This window comes from Sphingomonas kyeonggiensis, from assembly GCF_030812785.1.
GTDB lineage: Bacteria > Pseudomonadota > Alphaproteobacteria > Sphingomonadales > Sphingomonadaceae > Sphingomonas > Sphingomonas kyeonggiensis_B.
The window spans coordinates 1,572,335-1,590,131 of record NZ_JAUSTJ010000002.1; the positions used below are offsets into that span (position 1 = coordinate 1,572,335).

Consider the following 17,797-nt stretch of genomic DNA (forward strand, 5'->3'; position numbering starts at 1 on the left):
TACATGATCGAGCACGTCGCCATCATCGGCGCGGGCTTTTCGGGCACGCTGCAGGCGATCAACCTGCTCCGCCACGAAGGCCCCCGCGCCACGCTGATCGAGCGCGCACCGGTGGCCGGCCTCGGCCTCGCCTATGGCGCCGCGCATCCGAGCCATGTGCTCAACGTCCGCGCCGCGAACATGAGCGCGTTTCCGGACGATCCCTCGCACTTCGTCCGCTGGCTCGAGGCGCGCGGCGTGGAGAATGCCGCCACCGCCTTCATCCCGCGCGTGACGTACGGCGAATATCTGCGCGAGCTGCTCGACGCCGCGCTGCTCGACCATCCCGACCGGCTGACGCTGGTGCGCGACGAGGTCGAGGATCTCGAATTCACGGACGGCGTGACGGTACGCCTCAAGGGCCGCACGATCGAAGCCGATGCAGCGGTGCTCGCGGTCGGCAACCTGCCTCCCCACGATCCGCCCGGCCTCGATCCCGAGGTGCTGTCGGATTCCCGCTACAAGGGCGACCCCTGGCACGCCAGCGTGCCGGAAGGCCTGGGCCCCGATGACACGGTGCTGGTGATCGGCACCGGCCTGACGATGATCGACGTGGTGCTGCTGCTCGACGCGCGCGGTTTCCAGGGCAAGATCGTCGCCCTTTCCCGCCGCGGCCTGCTGCCGCGCAGCCATGCGCCCGGCAGCGACTGGAGGAAGCTCGCCGAGCGCCCCGCCACCACCGCCTCGCAGCTGCTCCGCGCCGTGCGCGCGCGTGCCGAGGCGATCGGCTGGCGCAACGCGGTCGATGAGCTGCGCCCCTTCACCCAGGCGATGTGGGGCAATGCCAGCGATGCCGAGCGCGGCCGCTTCCTGCGCCACCTGCGCCCCTGGTGGGACGTGCACCGCCACCGCCTGGCGCCCGAGGTCTATGCCCGGCTGATGGCGGTGATCGAGCGCGGCCAGCTCGAAGTGATCGCCGGCAAGACGCTCGGCTTCGAGGAGAAGCCCGAGGGCATCGAAGTGAAGCTGCGCCGCCGCGGTGCGAATGCGGCCGAGACCATGCTCGTCCAGCGCATCGTCAATTGCACCGGCCCGCTGGGCGACCTCAACCGCACCGATGAGCCGCTGCTCCAGAAGCTGGCCGCCCGCGGGGTGATCCGCCCGGACGCCGCGCATCTCGGCATCGACGTCGACAACCAGGGCCAGACGATCAACGCCAAGGGCGGCCCCAACCGCACGCTCTACGCGCTCGGGCCGATGACCCGCGGCGCCTTCTGGGAAATCGTGGCGGTGCCCGACATCCGCACCCAGACCTGGAGCGTGGCGCGGCGGCTGTCGAACGCGCACTGGGTCGGCGGCGAAGGGCTGTAGGGCGCGAGACACCTGCCTCCTTGCCGTCATCCCCGCGAAAGCGGGGACCCATCTCCGGGACTATCCCCAATCGCAACGGACGTATTCGCGGCGAACGCACGAGATGGGTCCCCGCTTTCGCGGGGATGACGGATGCGCCTGTCTCAGGGCGGCAGCAACGACCAGCTGTCGGCGCCGTGATCGTACCAGAGGTAGAGCAGCTTGTTCACCTCGGCATAGACGATCGCCGCCAGATGCACGTCGCCGTCGGGCGCATAGGCGCGGAACAGCACCGGGTCGCCCGTGATCGCCTGGCCGAAGGGCGGCGCGGCAAGGTTGAGCTTCACCTTGCCGTCGCTCGCCACGTCGAACGAAAAGCCGCAGAGCTGCTGACCCACGCGGCCGAGCACCACGGTCCGGCTCGGCGTCACATGCTCGGCTGCCATGCCGTCGAGCCGGAAGGGAATCTCCTCGATGGTCCAGGTGTCGGCGCCGCGGAAATAGAGCGTCTTCTGCCCGGAGGGCACGAACAGGTGGAAGATCGTCTTCGGCACCGTGGTGTTGATCACGCACATGTCGCCATTGGGCTCGCCGGGCCCGGGCGGCAGCAGCCGTTCGCCATATTTGGAGTCGCCGGTGTTCACGAACCCGTTCTTGAGCGGCGACTGGGGCACGAAGACATTGGCGATCGGATCGCAGAGCCCGGCGATCCGGCCATGCACTTCGCCGATCGGCAGAACGAAATTGCCGCTACAGGTCGGCTTCAGGCTGCCATCCTTCCCCACATCATAGATCACCACCCCACCCGTGATGCGCACCGCGAGCCGGGCGACTGCATCGGCGCGGCCCGTCGGCCCCGGCAGCAGCACCGGATCGCCCAGGCATCCGCCCTCCACCAGCATTGCCTTGCTGCCCACGAACACCGGCGTGCCGGAATCACCTTCCTGATAATGGCCCGCCCACAGCATCCGGCTCGAGCCCGCCACGCAATAGAGGCTGAAGGTGCGCGGCCCGGTGGGCACCAGCACGGGGCTGGAGCGCATCTGCAATCCGCCCTCGAAGGGCGGGATACGGCGCATCGTGGTGCCGTGCTCCAGGCGATATTGGGCGAGGTCACCGCCGACTTCGGCGAAGATGTCGTCGGCGCGAGGTCCCGATCGAACCGCCGGCCGGCGCGGCGCGAACCGTCCGCGCGGCAGCGGCTCGCTGCCGAGCTGCGCGCCCAGCATCGTCGCGGTCGGCCGGACCTGGCGCGGCGCCGCCCGCGGCAAGGCGATTTCCGCCGCTTCGTCGGGCGATCGCAGCGCAGCCGCGTCTACCGGGCTGAGCAGCTTGCCTGGCGCCCAGCTCGGCTCGGGCGCGAACGGTGCGCCTTCCGCTTCCAGCGACTCGGGCGCCGGCTCGGGCGCGATGGCCGCGCGGGTCCGACGGACCGGGGCCTTCTTCACTTGCTTCGGCTTGGCCATGGCGCGCCCCTATTTCAGCTCGAACAGCGCGAAGCTGCGCGCGAGCGGGAAGAGATACTGGTCGTAATCGAGCATCATCGGCTCGGACCGCCAGAGCTGCTGCCAGCACCAGAGCGTGGCGAAGATGCCGCGTTGCGCCTCCAGGCTGGCAAAGCGGTAGAGCGGCACCAGGTTGGTCACCTTCACCGGCCGCCACATCAGGCAGGCGCCGAGCGAGGCCGCCCATTTCGGCGGATCGGTGACCAGCCCGGGATCGCCGCCGATCGCCTGGAGCAGCGCAGTGCGCTCCTGATCGTCCTTCAGCTCCTTCTTCTCACCCGAAGCCGAAGCGGATGCGGCGACGTTCACTGCCATCGCTTTCACCGCCGCCTTCACTTCGAGCTGCCATTTGGACAGCTCTTCCTTTGAATGGACGGTCTTCTCGTCCTGGACGTAGAGCTTGCCGCCGATCTCGGTCTCCAGCGCGAGATAGGCGCCCCAGTCCTCGAAGAAGTTGCGCAGCGCCTCGAACTCCTCGAAGCGGCGGCCGGAGAATTTGGCAAAGCTCTCCAGCTCCTTCATGCAGGCGGCGGTAAGGCGCGGCTGCTGGAGCTGGCGCACCTCGAGCTTGGGCACCGATATCTCGCAATAGGAATAGAAGGTGCCGTCGATCGCCTTGGATCCGCCGGACATGCCGCCCGATGCGGAACCACTGGCGCCCCAGCCTGCCCCGCCGCCGCCGATGCTGAGCGATCCGCCCACCGCCGAGCGGACCTCCCGCTCGGTGCGGCTCGAGGTGACGAAGTCGTTGCTGACATAGCTCTGGCGCGGCATGCGCGAGAGCACCGCGGCGTGCGGCGCCTCGCCGGTGTCGATCACGTCGCGATAGCTCCAGCTGATCTCGCCGTTGCGCAGCAGCACGCCCTTGAAGACGTTGTTGACCTCGAGCACCCGCGCCTTGGTCTCGGGGGTGAGCGCGGCATAGACGTCGTTCACCGTGGATGCGGTGGCGGTCCCGTCGCTCAGCTTCTTGGCGAGCAGGTCCTGGATCTTGGTGAAGTCGCCCAGATCGGGCAGCTTGTAGCCCGCCGGCAGGTCCGGCGCGGTGCCGCGGCTCGCCTGGTGGACATGCGCGATGCCATCCTCGCCGAGCAGCTGGATCGCGGTCAGCTTGCCCTCGGCCTCGGTCTGCACCGCCGAGCTGTTGACCATGAACTTGAACGACTTGTCGAGATCGGTGACGCCCGCGAGCAGCTTGCGCAGCTCGGCCAGCGTGGTCGACTTGTAATAGACGATATGGACCACGATCGCCGGATCCTTGTCCGCCTGGATCGTCAGCGGATAGGATTTGCCCTGCACCGCCGGATCGGGCTTGTCGGGCAGCGTCTTGGGATCGACGATCGGCTTGGGCCCGGGCGGCGGTGTCGGCGTTGGTGTCGGGGTCGGCGTTGGCGACGGGCTGGGCGTGGGCTTGGGCGCCGGCGAAGGCGTCGGTTCCGGCACGGGCATGGCTTCCTCTCCGAAGCGCGCGCGGCGCCGGCGCGCGAAATCCGCACGAGACGCCGGCCATGGATTTGTATCGACCCCGAGGTGCGCGTGTTGCCCCCGCGCCCTTTCCTTTATGCGGCCAAGCTTCCCCATCCTCGGAAGCGAGTCAACGAAGGCTCAAACCGTTTCGGTGCCGTTCCCGTCAACTAGTATCAATTGACACTAATTGCCCAAGGGTCTAGCTCGCCCGCGTTGTAGCTGGAGCGCACATCATGACCGACCCGACCAATCCCCTGGGCCTCAACGGCTTCGAGTTCGTCGAATTCACCTCGCCCGATCCCGAGGCGATGGCGAAGCAGTTCGAGATGCTCGGCTTCGTGCCGACGCACCGGCATCCGACCAAGAACATCACCCGCTACAAGCAGGGCCGCATTAACCTGATGCTCAACCGCGACGAGGCCGGCCGCGTGGCGGCGTTCCGCGGCGAGCACGGCCCCTCGGCCAGCGCGATGGCCTTCCGCGTCGCCGATCCGGCCAAGGCGATGGAATGGGCGCTGGAACACGGCGCCAAGCCGACCGAGGAGGACGACACCGTCATCCAGGGCATCGGCGGCTCGTACCTCTATTTCATCCAGGACGGCACCGACCTGTACGCCGACTGGGCGGCGTTCGACGGCTGGGAAGCCGCGGAAGCCGAGAACAATGTCGGGCTCGATCTGCTCGACCACCTCACCCACAATGTCCGGCGCGGCCAGATGCGGGTGTGGTCGGAGTTCTACAAGACGCTCTTCGGCTTCGAGGAGCAGAAGTATTTCGACATCAAGGGCCAGGCCACCGGCCTGTTCAGCCAGGCGATGATCGCCCCCGACAAGGCGATCCGCATCCCCCTCAACGAGAGCCAGGACGACAAGAGCCAGATCGAGGAGTTCATCCGCGAGTACAAGGGCGAAGGCATCCAGCACCTCGCGCTGACCACCCCGGACATCTTCGACACGGTCGAGCGGCTCCGTGCGAGGGGCGTGCGCCTTCAGGATACGATCGAAACCTATTACGAACTGGTCGACAAGCGCGTCCCCGGGCATGGCGAGGACCTGGAGCGCCTGAGGAAGAACCGTATCCTCATCGACGGCAATGTCGGCGACGAGGGCATCCTGCTGCAGATCTTCACCGAGAACATGTTCGGCCCGATCTTCTTCGAGATCATCCAGCGCAAGGGCAATGAAGGCTTCGGCAACGGCAACTTCCAGGCGCTGTTCGAAAGCATCGAGCTGGACCAGATCCGCCGCGGCGTGATCAAGGTCGACGCTTAAACGCTTTTTAAGCACGATCCCGCGAAAGGGCCGGGATCGGATTTGCCGGGCGCGCGTTTGCCGCTTTGGAAAGTTTGGAGAGGAAGCCGGGGGAGCGCTGCCAGTTGCGTAGCGTGGCGCTCTACCCGGCCACCAAATTCCGTCAGGCCAGCGCGAGTTCGCCGCGCACCTCACCCGCCCCTTCCCGGAAGCGTGCCTCGTCGAGCAGGCCCTCGCGCTTGGCGACGATCACCGGCACCAGCATCTGCCCCGCCACATTGGTCGCGGTCCGCCCCATATCGAGGATCGGGTCGATCGCCAGCAGCAGCCCCACACCGTCCAGCGGCAGGCCGAGCGTCGACAGGGTGAGCGTCAGCATCACCGTCGCGCCGGTCAGACCCGCGGTGGCAGCCGATCCCAGCACCGAGACGAAGGCGATCAGCGCATATTGCTCGAGCCCGAGCGGAATGCCGTAGAATTGCGCGACGAAGATCGCCGAGATCGCCGGATAGATCGCCGCACAGCCGTCCATCTTGGTGGTGGCGCCCAGCGGCACCGCAAAGGCGGCATATGCGCGCGGCACGCCCAGCGCCCGCTCGGTCACGTCCTCGGTCACCGGCAGCGTGCCGACCGAAGACCGCGATACGAAACCGAGCTGGATCGCCGGCCAGGCCGAAGCGAAGAAACGCAGCGGGCCCAAGCCATGCGCGGCGAGCAACAGCGGATAGACCACCAGCAGCACCAGCCCCAGGCCGATATAGACTGCGCCCGCATAGGTGCCGAGCGCCGCAAGCGACTCCCAGCCATAGCGGACCACTGCATCGCCGATCAGCGCGGCGGTGCCGATCGGAGTCAGGCGGATCACCCAGCGCAGCAGCAGCCGGAAGACCGCGAGCGCCGAGGCGTTGAAGTCGAGGAAGCGATGCCCCGCCTCGCCCGCCTTCACCGCCGCCGCACCGATCGCGACCGCCAGCACGATGATCTGGAGGACGTTGAACGAAAGCCCGGTGGTCGCGCCGGCATCCGTCACCTTGGTGGAGGCCGCGATGCCGAGGAAGTTCGCCGGCACCAGACCTTTCAGGAAATCGAGCCAGCTGCCGGTACTGGACGGCGCCGCTGCAGCGGCTGCGGCCACCGCGCTGTGATGCCCCGGCTGGAGTACCAGCCCCAAAGTGATGCCGATTCCCACCGCGATCGCCGCGGTGATCGCGAACCACAGCAAGGTCTGCGCAACCAGCCGCGCGGCATTGTTGAGGTCGCGCAGCGCCGCGATCGAAGCGACGATCGCCGTGAACACCAAAGGCGGCACCAGCACCTTGAGCAGTTGCACGAAGATCTGCCCGACCGTCTGCAGCGCCTGGGCGAGCCCGTTCGCCATCTCGCCATCGCTGCCGATCGCCCGTGCCGCCAGCCCCAGCGCCAGTCCGGCGGCCATGCCGATCGCGACCTGCACGCCGAAGCCCGGTAGCTGGAGCCGCCGCGGTGCGGCTGCGCTGTTGGTGGCCATTGATTGCGACTCCGGAATTAAACCCACCAAAGAAGTAGGAATTACCCGGATGCGGCCCAAGAAAGTTTAGGTTCGCGCCCTGATAGCTCGCCCCGCAGTAGATAGTATCATTTGACACTTTATGTGCGGCACACCAGAGAGAGGGGCATAGAGAGGATGCGATGACCGACTATTTCTCCGGCTTCGGCAATCACGTTTCCACCGAGGCCGTGCCCGGCGCGCTGCCCGTCGGCCGCAACTCGCCGCAGAAGCCCGCCTTCGGCCTCTATGCCGAGCAGCTTTCCGGCACCGCCTTCACCGCGCCGCGTCATGAGAACCGCCGCTCCTGGCTCTATCGCCTGCGCCCCACGGCCGAGCATCCGCCGTTCACGCGTTATTCCGGCGCGGCGAACTTCGCGCCCGGCACGGTCAGCGATCCCCTGCCCCCCAATCGCCTGCGCTGGAACCCGATCGAGGTGCCCGCGCCCGGCACAGACCTTGTCGACGGCATGACCACCATGCTCGCCAATCGCGATCCCGCCGATCTCGAAGGCGTGGCGGTGCATGTCTACGCCGCCAACCAGGACATGGAAACCCGTGTCTTCTTCGATGCGGACGGCGAGCTGCTCTTCATCCCCCAGGCCGGCCGGCTGACCCTGCTCACCGAGCTTGGCCGCATCGACATCGCGCCCGGGCAAGTCGCGCTGGTCCCGCGCGGCGTCCGCTTCCGCGCACTGCTGCCGGAGGGCGAGGCGCGCGGCTATGTCGCCGAGAACCACGGCGCGCTGTTCCGCCTGCCCGATCTCGGCCCAATCGGCGCCAACGGCCTCGCCAATCCGCGCGACTTCGAGACGCCGGCGGCGTGGTTCGAGGATCGCGACGAGCCCTTCGAAGTCATCCAGAAGCATCTCGGCAGCCTGTGGACCACCACCCTGCCCCATTCGCCGCTCGACGTGGTCGCCTGGCACGGCAACCTCGCGCCCTGGCGCTATGATCTCGCCCGGTTCAACACGATGAACACGGTGAGCTTCGACCATCCGGATCCGTCGATCTTCACCGTGCTGACCTCGCCGTCGGACGTGCCAGGCCGCGCCAATGCCGATTTCGTGATCTTCCCGCCGCGCTGGATGGTCGCCGAGGACACGTTCCGCCCGCCCTGGTTCCACCGCAACATCATGAGCGAGGCGATGGGCCTGATCACCGGCGCCTATGACGCCAAGGCCGAGGGCTTCGCCCCTGGCGGCCTGTCGCTGCATAATCTCATGGCAGGCCACGGCCCCGACGTGACCAGCTGGCAGGGCGCTTCGAACGCGGACCTCAAGCCTCACAAGATCGACGGGACGATGGCCTTCATGGTCGAGACCTGCTGGCCGTACAAGCCGACGCAATACGCCCTCGACCGCGCCCAGCCCGATTATGACGCGGCCTGGGCGGGCTTCCCGAAGGCACAGCTGCCATGACCGCAAATTCCTCCCCGGCACGGGGAGGGGGACCGCGACGCGCAGCGGCGTGGTGGAGGGGGCCCGCTCTCCACGAGCGAGATTCCTTGCGGAGCACGGGCCCCCTCCACCATTCGCTGGCGCGAATGGTCCCCCTCCCCGTTCCGGGGAGGATTTAAGTGGACCGCCTCACCGAGACCCCGCCCAACGTCACCCTCGGCCCGCTCGACCTCATCCCCGACGGCAAGGCACGCAACTTCGTCCTCGAGATGCGCGCGGGGCGGTTCCACGGTTTCGTCGTCCGCCAGGGCGAGGCCGTGCATGGCTATCTCGACCTCTGCGCGCACATGGCGCTACCGCTGTCGAACAGGCTCGACGACTATCTCACCCCCGATGGCAGCCACATCCAGTGCAGCTGGCACGGCGCGCTCTATCGGATCGAGGACGGTGCCTGTGTCGGCGGCCCGTGCGTCGGCGCGAAGCTGCGCCCCTGGCCGGTCATCGTGCGCGACGGGATGATCGTCACTGCCTGAATGTCGGCATATCCGGAACGGACCAAGTTGAATCCCAAGTCACAGTGCTTTCTATTGACCGACTCATCTTGAGGGCGCCCAATGCTCTCCGGTAAATATCCCTTACGATACTTGCCAATCTACAGGAGCGAACCATGGCTGACCTTACCAAGTTCGTGAATTCCGCACTCAAGCAGGGCGAGACGTTCGACGTCTATCTCAATCGCTTTCCCAAGATCGGCTCCGGCAAGGCCAATGCGCTCGTGCCGTTGCATGCCAACTTCACCGTCGATGCCTCGGTGCTCGGCCATCCGATCAAGGGCGACATCGACATCACCATGCCCGATCTCAGCCCCTCGGGTACCTGCACGATCGGCTTCCTCGGCGGCCGGCAGCAGGCGCCCTACACCACCAGCGGCAACAAGCTCGAGATCAAGGCGCAGGGCCGCACGATCACCTTCTACGGCGGCGACAAGCAGTGGAGCTGGATCGATGTGAGCGGCATCCCCGGCTCGGTCGGCATCTGGCCGACCAGCCATGCGCTCCAGGACGAAGACGAACTCGACCTCGCCGGCATCGAGGCCTGATTTCTCCCCCGGTTCCCCCGGCATGAGGTCGCGCCGGGGGAATTTCCTCTCTTGCTCTCTCCCCTCTTGCCGCCCCGAGTGAAATCGGGGAAAAGGCAGGAAAATAGGTCAGTATTGCTGACGCGCATATCCGGAGAGAGGCCATGGAACCCACGCTCGATTTCGGTCTCGGCGAGACCGCCGACATGATCCGCGAGACCACGCAGCGCTTCGCCAAGGAGCGGATCGAGCCGCTCGCCGCGAGGATCGACGCCGAGGACTGGTTCCCCCGCGAAGAGCTGTGGACCGCGATGGGCGAGCTCGGCCTGCACGGCATCACCGTCGAGGAGGAGTTTGGCGGCCTGGGCCTGGGCTATCTCGAACATGTCGTCGCCCAGGAGGAAATTGCCCGCGCTTCGGCCTCGATCGGCCTCAGCTACGGCGCGCATTCGAATCTCTGCATCAACCAGATCCGCCGCTGGGCCAATCCCGAACAGAAGGCGAAGTATCTCCCCAAGCTGATCTCCGGCGAGCATGTCGGCAGCCTCGCCATGTCGGAAGCCGGCGCCGGATCGGACGTCGTCTCGATGAAGCTGCGCGCCGAGAAGACCGACCGGGGCTATGTCCTCAATGGCACCAAGTTCTGGATCACCAACGCGGCCTATGCCGACACGCTGGTGGTCTACGCCAAGACCGGCGAAGGCTCGCGCGGCATCACCACCTTCCTGATCGAGAAGGACATGCCCGGTTTCTCGATCGGCCAGAAGATCGACAAGATGGGCATGCGCGGCTCGCCCACCGCCGAGCTGGTGTTCAGCGATTGCGAGGTTCCGGAAGAGAATGTCATGGGCCCGCTCAACGGCGGCGTTGGCGTGCTGATGTCCGGCCTCGATTATGAGCGCACCGTGCTCTCGGGCATCCAGCTCGGCATCATGCAGGCCTGTCTCGACGTCGTCCTGCCCTATCTGCGCGAGCGCAAGCAGTTCGGCCAGCCGATCGGCCAGTTCCAGCTGATGCAGGCCAAGGTGGCGGACATGTACGTCGCCCTCAACTCGGCCCGCGCGTATGTCTATGCGGTCGCCAAGAGCTGCGACGCTGGCAGGACCACCCGCTTCGACGCCGCCGGCGCGATCCTGCTCGCCTCGGAGAATGCTGTGAAGGTCTCGCTCGAGGCGATCCAGGCGCTGGGCGGCGCCGGCTATACCAAGGACTGGCCGGTCGAGCGCTTCGCCCGCGACGCCAAGCTGCTCGATATCGGCGCCGGCACCAACGAGATCCGCCGCATGCTGATCGGCCGGGAACTGATCGGCGCCGCATGAAGGCGCTCCGCATCCTGGCCGTGATCGGCGCGATCCTGTTGATGGCAGGCGAAGGCTATCGCTCCTGGGGCGCCGGCCGACCGGCGGTGTTCTGGATGGACGACATGCTGGCAGGTGCGATGATGATCGCCGCCGCGATCCTGGTCGGCCGCCAGAGTTTCGCCACGCGCAGCTTCTTCGCGGCGAGCTGGGGCGTCGCGGTCGGCATGCTCTACGGCAGCTTCTTCGGAAAGCTCTACGATCCGGCGAGCAGCAATCCCGGCAATTTCTCGATCGGCCTGCTGACCTGGCTAGTCGGCGCCGCGTTCGCCATCGCGATCGGCGGGCTGGTGGCCAGCATCCTGCTGCCGGGGCCGCGTCGGTGAGGAATTCCCCCTCCCGCAAGCGGGAGGAGGAACGCAGGTCACCTGAACAAGCTCAGCGGGATCGCCTCGCCCATCTTCGTCTCGCCCGCGCCATTGGGGTGGAGATTGTCCCCACCCTGCAGCGCCGCGGCCAGCCGCTTCGGGTTGGCCGGATCCGCCACCACCTTTTCCAGGTCGACCACGGCATCGAAAGTGCCCGAGGTCCGGATCCAGTCGTTGATCGCGATACGCAGCGCCTCGCCATCCGGCGTATGATAGCCCGCCCCCTCATAGGGCAGGATCGTCATCCCGATCACCTTGATGCCATGCGCATGCGCGCGCTGGACCAGTTGGCGATAACCGGCCTTCAGATCCTCGGGCGTGACGACAGCATGTCTGGTACCGTTCCGCTCCTTGCCCGAATTGCCGATATCGTTGACGCCTTCGAGCAGCACGACATGCGTGACGCCCGGCAGCGCCAGCACGTCGCGGTCGAACCGGGCGAGCGCACTCGGCCCCAGCCCGGGCTCGATCACGCGATTGCCCCCGATTGCCTGGGTCACCACCACATGCGGCATCCCCGCCGCCGCGATCCGCCGGCCGAGCACATCGCCCCAGCGGCACACCGGCACCGCATCATTGGCGCAACCGGTATTGTCGGTGATCGAGTCGCCATAGGCGATGATCACCGGGCGTGGCTTCGGCGCCAGCACATCGACTTCGGCCAGCAGCGGGCGCGGGTCCGATTGGCTGACCGGCGTGAAATCCCGGCCGGTGAAGTCGCCTGCCGGCGAGATCGCCGTCTTCGCCCCGCCCGCGCCGTGCACGGTGTCGATCTCCACCTTGTCGGGCATGTAGAGCGAGACGTCGATCAGGTCGAAAGCCTTGACCGGCAGCGCGACCGGATCGCTCACCAGCGGCGCACCGCCGCGCAGCTTGCCTTCGCCTTGCCCGTCAAAGGTAACCCGCACCGGTTTGCCCCCGGCAATCCGCACCGTCGCCGCGCCGATCCGCATCGCCGGGCCATAATCATTGGCCAGCCGGATGCGGACCTTGCTCCCCGCAGCCGCCACGCGCACCTGCATGCGCAACGTCGCATTCTCCAGCGACACGCGTTGCTCCGCCTGGGTCGCCTGCCACATGCTGGCGGTCCAGGCGGGGGTCCAGCCGTCAGGGCCGGCATGAGCGGGATTGGCGGCAAGCAGCAAGGGGGCGATTGCCGCTCCCAGGGGCACTAGGCGCATTCGGGTCTCTCCAGCTATTTTGCGGGCATATTATCTTATCAGTCTTATATTACTAGAGCGCAGTCTCGACTTCTTCTCTCCCCGGCCTGCGCCGGGGAGAGACGCAACAAACTGGCTAGTAACGCTCCTCTCCTGGTTTTCCGGAGGAGGAACCAGATCACCAGATCTTCACGCGCTTGTCCGGCGCCAGGTAGAGCTTCTCGCCCTGCTGGACGTTGAACGCCGGATACCAGGCGTCGAGATTGCGCACGGTGAAGGCGCGCCAGCGGCCCGGCGCGTGCGCGTCGGTCGCCACTTCGGCCCGCAGCGCCTGGTCGCGCTGCTTCTCGCGCCAGCTCTGGGCGAAGGCGAGGAAGAAGCGCTGGTCGCCGGTCAGCCCGTTGATCACCGGCGCTTCCTTGCCCTTGAGCGAGGCGTGATAGGCCTCATAGGCGGCGGTCAGCCCGGCCACGTCGGCGATGTTCTCGGCCAGCACCTGCTTCCCGTTGAGGAACAGCCCCGGCAGCACTTCATAGGCGCTGTACTGCGCCGCCAGCGCGGCGCTCGCTGCCTGGAAATGCTTCAGGTCCTCGGGCGTCCACCAGTTGCGCAGCTTGCCCGCGCTGTCGAAGCTCGATCCGGTATTGTCGAAGCTGTGGCTGATCTCGTGCCCGATCGTCGCGCCGATCGAACCATAGTTCGCCGCCGCGTCCGACTTCGGGTCGTAGAAGGGCGCCTGCAGGATCGCCGCCGGGAAGTTGAGCGCGTTCTGCAGCGGCAGGTTTACCGCGTTGACGGTCTGCGGCGTCATCCACCACTCGCCCTTGTCGACCGGCTTGCCGATCTTGGCGAGCTGGTGCGCCGTCTCGGCCTTGTCCGCCCGGATCAAATTGCCCACCGGATCGTCCGCTTTCACCTCAAGCGACGCATAGCTGCGCCACGTCTCGGGATAGCCCACGCCGACGCGCATCGTCTCGATCTTCTTGCGCGCCTCGGCCTTGGTCGCCTCGTCCATCCAGCTCAGCCCGGCGACGCGCTTGTCGAACGCCGCCTTGATATTGGTCACCATGTCCTGGATGTCGGTCTTCGACGAAGCCGGGAAGTAATCCTTCACATAGAGCTGGCCGACCGCGTCGCCGAGATTGTTGTTCACGCTGGCGATGGCGCGCTTGTCACGCGGGCGCATCGCCTGCTGGCCGCGCAGCTGCTTGGAGAAGAAGTCGAAGCTCGCCTGGTCGAATTTCGCCGGCAACACGGAGGTGACCTGGTTGATCTGGTGGAAGGCCAGCCAGTCCTGCCACGCCTCGATCGGCTCGCTCTCGACCAGCTTGGCCAGCTTCACCGTCGTGTCCGGCTGCCAGACGATGAACTCCTGCTGCCCGCTTAGTCCCGCCGCGGCCCAGAAGCCGTCCCAGTCGATCCCGGGCGCCTTGGCGGCGAAGTCGGCCTTCTTCCACCAATTGTCGGCCTTCTGCACGTCCTGGCTGGCGACCAGGTCGGTATGCGCGGTGGCGATCTTGGTCTCCAGGTCGAACACTCGCCCGGCCCGCGCCGCCGGATCGCTCATGCCGGCCAGCGTGAAGATCTTGACCACATAGGCCTTGTAGCCCTCGCGCGCCTTCTTCATCTCGTCGGTCTGCGAGAGATAATAGTCGCGGTCTTCGAGCCCCAGCCCGCCCTGGAGCACATAGGGAACCGTGGTGTCGGGCTTGTCGAGCGCCTGGCTCACCCACAGGCCGAACAGATTCTCGGTGTGGAAATTGGTCGCGTTGAGCGGATCGACATCGGCGCGGACATTGCCGCCCAGCATCGCGGAAAGCTCCTTCTTGTCCTTGATCGCCGCGATCGCATCCAGGGTCGGCTTGAGCGGCGTGATCCCGCGCGCCTCGATGCCCCCAGTATCGGCATAGGCATTGTACCAGTCCGCGATCCGCCGCGTGTCGGTGCCCGCCGCGGCATTGGCCTTCAGCGCGGCATCGATGATCGCCTTGTTGTTCGCCTCGGCCTTGTTGAACACGTCGAGGAACATGCCGGTCGCAGTACGGTCGGCCGGAATCTCGGTCTTCGCCCGCCATCCGCCATTGGCATATTCCTCGAAATCGTCGCCCGGCTTCACCTGCTTGTCGAGCCCGACCAGGTCGACGCCTACTCCGGTGCCGGCCGCGGCGGTGGTGCCGGCGCCCGAGCCGGACGGCGTGCAGGCGGTGGTCGCGAGCAGCGCCGCGACAAGGAGCATATGGGTCTTCAACGCGACTCTCCTGTATTGCTGTATGGCAGGGGTGCTACTCCTGCGATCCGCTTTTCGCCAGCACCTTCCCATGCCCGCTTCGGCGGTGTAGGGAGAGGAAAACTAGGACAGGAAGGATGCCCTATCTATGAGCGCCCCGGTGCTCGATTCGAGGGTTGCGGCGGACGCGGAAGACTTCCGCGCACGCGCCGCGCATAACCGCACGCTGGTCGAACAACTCCGCGCCGATGTCGCCCAGGCGGCGCTCGGCGGCAGCGAGTCGTCACGCGAACGCCACACCGCCCGCGGCAAGCTGCTGCCCCGCGAGCGAGTCGAGCGCCTGCTCGATCCGGGCGCGCCGTTCCTCGAGATCGGCCAGCTCGCCGCCTGCGACATGTACGAAGGCGAAGTCCCCGGCGCCGGCATGATCGCCGGCATCGGCCGCGTCTCGGGCCGCACCGTGATGATCGTCTGCAACGACGCCACGGTGAAGGGCGGCACCTACTACCCGATGACGGTGAAGAAGCATCTCCGCGCCCAGGAGATCGCCGAGCAGAACCGACTGCCCTGCATCTATCTGGTCGATTCGGGCGGCGCCAACCTGCCCCACCAGGCCGAGGTCTTCCCCGACCGCGATCATTTCGGCCGGATCTTCTTCAACCAGGCGAACATGAGCGCCAAGGGCATCCCGCAGATCGCCTGCGTGATGGGCAGCTGCACCGCCGGCGGCGCATACGTCCCCGCCATGTCCGACGAGACGGTCATCGTCCGCGCGCAGGGCACGATCTTCCTCGCCGGCCCGCCCTTGGTGAAAGCCGCCACCGGCGAGGTCATCACCGCCGAGGACCTTGGCGGCGGCGACCTGCATGCCCGCAAGTCGGGTGTGGTCGATCATCTCGCCGAGAATGACGAGCATGCGCTGACCATCGTCCGCGACATCGTCAGCCACCTCCCCGCCGATCGTACCCCGGACCTCGCCCTGCTCGATCCCCGCGCGCCGAAATATGCGCCCGAGGAGCTGTACGGCATCATCCCCGAGGACGTCCGCGCACCCTATGACGTACACGAGGTGATCGCCCGCATCGTCGACGGCAGTGAGTTCCACGAGTTCAAGGCGCTCTACGGCAGCTCGCTGGTCTGCGGTTTCGCGCATATCTGGGGCATGCCGGTGGGCATCATCGCCAACAACGGCGTGCTGTTCAGCGAGAGCGCGCAGAAGGGGGCGCATTTCATCGAGCTGGCCTGCCAGCGCCGCATCCCCCTGCTCTTCCTCCAGAACATCTCCGGCTTCATGGTCGGCGGCAAGTATGAGGCGGAAGGCATTGCGAAACATGGCGCAAAGCTGGTCACCGCCGTCGCCACCGCGACTGTGCCCAAGATCACCGTGCTGATCGGCGGCAGCTTCGGAGCCGGCAATTACGGCATGTGCGGCCGCGCCTATTCGCCCCGCTTCCTGTTCACCTGGCCCAACAGCCGCATCTCGGTGATGGGCGGCGAGCAGGCGGCGAGCGTGCTCGCCACCGTCCACCGTGACGCGGACAAATGGACGCCGGAAGAGACCGAGGCGTTCAAGGCCCCGATCCGCCAGCGCTACGAGGACGAAGGCAACCCCTGGCACGCCACCGCGCGGCTATGGGACGACGGCATCATCGACCCGGCCCAGACTCGCGACGTCCTCGGCATCGCCCTGGCGGCCACGCTGAATGCTCCGATCCCCGAGCGGCCCGCGTTCGGCGTGTTCCGGATGTGATGAAGCCAAACGCCCCCTTCTCATTCCTCCCCGAGCTTGCCTCGGGGAGGGGGACCGCCCGGCGAAGCCGGGTGGTGGAGGGGCAAGCGCGCAAGCGCTTCCGCGACGATCCCGCGCAGAACAGCATCAAGGTCCTGGAGAACCTCGGCCGCAGGAACCCGCAGCGTCGCAATCCCGCAATCCGCCAACCACACATCCCGTCGCGCATCACGCACCGGCCTCTCACCAAAGTCATGCGCCTCGCCATCCACTTCGATCGCGAGCCGCGCATCGCTGCAATAGAAGTCGAGACTGAATGCACCCGTCGCATGCTCGTGACGAAACTTGAGCCCAGCAGGCCGCTTGCGCAGCTCGCGCCACAGCAGCCCCTCGGGCAAACTCATCGCGCGTCGCCTTGCCCGCGCCCGCTGCACAGCGCGCTTGCTCCCTTTCGGCGCATGATCCTTGAACATCGCAACCGCCCCTCCACCATGCTTCGCATGGTCCCCCTCCCCGAGACTAGCTCGGGGAGGAATTGAAAGATCCGGAATGAAGCAGCTTCTATTCGCCCTCGCCCTCCTCGCCCCGCTCCCGGCGCTGGCGCAATCCGGTCCCGTCACCCCCACGCAGAAGCTCCCCCCGGCCAACCCGCTTCCCTATGAGGACGCCGAGGCCGCCGCGGTGATGACCCCGATCAATGCGATGTTCGCCGGCCTCGCCGCGCATGACGGCGCCGCGATCCTCGCCCAGACGCGCCCCGAGGGCGGCGCCACCGTCGCGGTCGAGAAACCCGATGGCAGCCGCGCGATCCGTCACCTGAGCTGGGCCGAGTTCGCCGCCGGCATTAAGCCTGGCCCGGAGAAGCTCGAGGAGCGCATCTCCACCCCCGCGATCGAAGTCGATGGCGACATCGCCATGGTCTGGGCGCCCTTTGTCTTCCTGATCGACGGCAAGGCGCATCATTGCGGCACCAATCATTTCGATCTGATCCGCGAGAACGGGTCGTGGAAGGTGCTCAACGTCACCTGGTCGCAGCGCACCGCGGGCTGCACCGCCCAATGAGCCGGGACACGCTCTTCCTGCTCGATCCCGACTGGGCCGACCCGGCCTATGGCGGTGAACGGCATTTCTACTGCAAGGAATGCATGATCGTTGAGGGCCTGCTCGCCACCTTCCCCGAGCGCGCGGCGAACATCGACGTGGTCCGCGTCGCCTGGCCCCGCCCTCGCACCGCGGTGGTCGAGGCGATCGGCGAGGACAACCAGAACCTGCCCGCCCTCGTGTGGGACGGAGGGTTCGCCAACGACATCGAAGCCCTGCTCGCCGCACTGGCCGAGCGCCACGGTTTCCCGGAGCGACACCCTTGAGTGCTGGAAATGTAGGATTTTCCATGTTGAAACG

The 17,797-nt window shown here is 66.8% G+C and carries 16 protein-coding genes; 10 read left to right on the forward strand and 6 right to left on the reverse strand.

Annotation, left to right across the window (positions count from 1 at the left end; all coding sequences use genetic code 11):
- Positions 1–3: 3 nt before the first annotated feature.
- Positions 4–1,350, forward strand: a complete 1,347-nt coding sequence (locus tag J2W22_RS17055) for an FAD/NAD(P)-binding protein (protein WP_307119419.1) — start codon at positions 4–6, stop codon at positions 1,348–1,350.
- A 143-nt stretch (positions 1,351–1,493) separates the two neighbouring features.
- On the opposite strand, the gene J2W22_RS17060 is transcribed toward J2W22_RS17055, so the two are convergent.
- Together J2W22_RS17060 and J2W22_RS17065 are read right to left on the reverse strand one after the other, a co-directional pair.
- Complete coding sequence (locus J2W22_RS17060; RefSeq protein WP_307119420.1) at positions 1,494–2,795, reverse strand: hypothetical protein; 1,302 nt, start codon at positions 2,793–2,795, stop codon at positions 1,494–1,496.
- Positions 2,796–2,804: 9 nt separating this feature from the next.
- A complete protein-coding gene (locus tag J2W22_RS17065) occupies positions 2,805–4,283 on the reverse strand; it encodes a hypothetical protein (RefSeq protein WP_307119421.1) in 1,479 nt (492 codons plus the stop codon).
- Positions 4,284–4,534: 251 nt separating this feature from the next.
- On the opposite strand from J2W22_RS17065, the gene hppD reads away from it, so the two are divergent.
- The gene (gene hppD, locus J2W22_RS17070; RefSeq protein WP_307119422.1) at positions 4,535–5,572 is read left to right on the forward strand and encodes a 4-hydroxyphenylpyruvate dioxygenase; all 1,038 of its coding nucleotides are present in this window, start codon (positions 4,535–4,537) and stop codon (positions 5,570–5,572) included.
- 142 nt (positions 5,573–5,714) lie between these two features.
- Here hppD and J2W22_RS17075 read toward each other — a convergent pair whose 3' ends face one another.
- Positions 5,715–7,058 (reverse strand): dicarboxylate/amino acid:cation symporter, encoded by a 1,344-nt coding sequence (locus J2W22_RS17075; protein WP_307119423.1) that lies wholly within the window; start codon positions 7,056–7,058, stop codon positions 5,715–5,717.
- 161 nt (positions 7,059–7,219) lie between these two features.
- Between J2W22_RS17075 and hmgA the strand changes: the two genes are divergently transcribed.
- The 5 genes from hmgA to J2W22_RS17100 all read left to right on the forward strand — a co-directional run bounded on the left by hmgA (position 7,220) and on the right by J2W22_RS17100 (position 11,238).
- A complete protein-coding gene (gene hmgA, locus J2W22_RS17080) occupies positions 7,220–8,497 on the forward strand; it encodes a homogentisate 1,2-dioxygenase (protein WP_307119424.1) in 1,278 nt (425 codons plus the stop codon).
- Between the two features lie 158 nt (positions 8,498–8,655).
- A complete protein-coding gene (locus J2W22_RS17085) occupies positions 8,656–9,009 on the forward strand; it encodes a Rieske (2Fe-2S) protein (protein WP_307119425.1) in 354 nt (117 codons plus the stop codon).
- A gap of 134 nt (positions 9,010–9,143) precedes the next feature.
- Positions 9,144–9,575 (forward strand): hypothetical protein, encoded by a 432-nt coding sequence (locus J2W22_RS17090; RefSeq protein WP_307119426.1) that lies wholly within the window; start codon positions 9,144–9,146, stop codon positions 9,573–9,575.
- 143 nt (positions 9,576–9,718) lie between these two features.
- Entirely contained in the window at positions 9,719–10,873 is a 1,155-nt protein-coding gene (locus J2W22_RS17095) for an isovaleryl-CoA dehydrogenase (RefSeq protein ID WP_307119427.1), read from the forward strand.
- The gene (locus tag J2W22_RS17100; RefSeq protein WP_307119428.1) at positions 10,870–11,238 is read left to right on the forward strand and encodes a hypothetical protein; all 369 of its coding nucleotides are present in this window, start codon (positions 10,870–10,872) and stop codon (positions 11,236–11,238) included. Before J2W22_RS17095 ends, J2W22_RS17100 begins: the two co-directional genes overlap by 4 nt.
- Before the next feature lie 38 nt (positions 11,239–11,276).
- On the opposite strand, the gene J2W22_RS17105 is transcribed toward J2W22_RS17100, so the two are convergent.
- Positions 11,277–12,461, reverse strand: a complete 1,185-nt coding sequence (locus J2W22_RS17105) for an SGNH/GDSL hydrolase family protein (protein WP_307119429.1) — start codon at positions 12,459–12,461, stop codon at positions 11,277–11,279.
- 157 nt (positions 12,462–12,618) lie between these two features.
- Complete coding sequence (locus J2W22_RS17110) at positions 12,619–14,688, reverse strand: M13 family metallopeptidase (RefSeq protein WP_307119430.1); 2,070 nt, start codon at positions 14,686–14,688, stop codon at positions 12,619–12,621.
- A gap of 127 nt (positions 14,689–14,815) precedes the next feature.
- Between J2W22_RS17110 and J2W22_RS17115 the strand changes: the two genes are divergently transcribed.
- Complete coding sequence (locus tag J2W22_RS17115; protein ID WP_307119431.1) at positions 14,816–16,417, forward strand: carboxyl transferase domain-containing protein; 1,602 nt, start codon at positions 14,816–14,818, stop codon at positions 16,415–16,417.
- 20 nt (positions 16,418–16,437) lie between these two features.
- Here J2W22_RS17115 and J2W22_RS17120 read toward each other — a convergent pair whose 3' ends face one another.
- Complete coding sequence (locus J2W22_RS17120) at positions 16,438–16,869, reverse strand: endonuclease domain-containing protein (RefSeq protein WP_307119432.1); 432 nt, start codon at positions 16,867–16,869, stop codon at positions 16,438–16,440.
- Between the two features lie 76 nt (positions 16,870–16,945).
- Here J2W22_RS17120 and J2W22_RS17125 point away from each other — a divergent pair, with 76 nt between their 5' ends.
- Both J2W22_RS17125 and J2W22_RS17130 read left to right on the forward strand, forming a co-directional pair.
- Entirely contained in the window at positions 16,946–17,458 is a 513-nt protein-coding gene (locus tag J2W22_RS17125; RefSeq protein WP_307119433.1) for a hypothetical protein, read from the forward strand.
- Entirely contained in the window at positions 17,455–17,763 is a 309-nt protein-coding gene (locus J2W22_RS17130) for a DUF3088 family protein (protein WP_307119434.1), read from the forward strand. Before J2W22_RS17125 ends, J2W22_RS17130 begins: the two co-directional genes overlap by 4 nt.
- Positions 17,764–17,797 lie beyond the last annotated feature (34 nt).